Annotated in this window: 1 protein-coding gene; it reads right to left on the reverse strand. The window is 63.3% G+C overall.

The window, feature by feature from the left end; translation table 11 throughout:
- On the reverse strand, window positions 1-1,017 hold a 1,017-nt coding region (locus EOA86_RS35930; RefSeq protein WP_128345773.1), incomplete at its 3' end, for a DNA polymerase IV.
- Window positions 1,018-1,038: the final 21 nt, after the last annotated feature.

Here is a 1,038-nt window from a genome sequence, read left to right on the forward strand (position 1 = left end):
CTTGAAATCCTGGGTCTTCAGCTTCAGCACGACGGTGCGCCCGGCAATGCCGGATTTCTTCAGCCGCCCGGAAACCTTTTCCGAAAGCGCTCTCAGCACCGAAACCAATTCATCCAGGGAAGCGACGTCGGTGTCGAAGGTGGTCTCCGCCGATACGCTCTTCGCATCCTGGTCGGGATGGACGCGGCGGTCGTCCTCGCCGCGTGAAAGGTGGTAGAGCCGGTCGCCCATCACGCCATAGCGGCGCATCAGGTCGCCGCGCTCCATGCGCTGCAACTGGCCAATCATCCGGACGCCGTCCCGTTCAAGCGTGGCGGCGAAAGCTTTTCCCACACCCCAGATCAGCGTCACCGGCTGCTCGGCCAAAAAGCCTGATGCCTCAGCCTCGCCGATCACCGAAAAGCCGCGCGGCTTGCGAAAGTCCGATGCCACCTTGGCCAGGAACTTGCAGTAGGAAAGGCCTGCTGAAACGGTGATGCCGATCTCCTTCTCCACGCCAAGCGCGAAGCGCGCCAGCACCACCGCCGGCGGCAAGCCATGCAGACGCTCGGTGCCGGCTAGATCCAGAAATGCTTCGTCGATGGAGATCGGCTCGACCAGCGGCGTCAGCGCCTGCATCATGGCGCGCACCTCGCGGCCGACACGTGCATATTTTTCCATGTCCGGGGGGATGACGACCGCTTCCGGACAGGCTTCGAGCGCCTTGAACATCGGCATCGCCGAGCGCACCCCGTTGATGCGCGCGATGTAGCAAGCGGTGGAGACGACGCCGCGCTTGCCGCCGCCGATGATCAACGGCCGGTCCTTCAGCGCTGGGTTGTCGCGCTTTTCGACCGCCGCGTAAAACGCGTCGCAGTCGATATGGGCAAGACGCAGCCGGTAGAGCTCCGGATGGCGGGCAAGCCGTGGACTGCCGCAGCGTTCGCAGCGCCGTGTTTCGCTGCGCTGGAAGGTCAGGCAGTCGCGGCAAAAACCGTGATCGGGATTGTTGACAGAGGCCGCCATCGCTGCGAACATAAAGAGAACAAAGGCAATGGT

The sequence above is a fragment of the Mesorhizobium sp. M5C.F.Ca.IN.020.32.2.1 genome, assembly GCF_004023105.1.
Lineage (GTDB): Bacteria > Pseudomonadota > Alphaproteobacteria > Rhizobiales > Rhizobiaceae > Mesorhizobium > Mesorhizobium wenxiniae.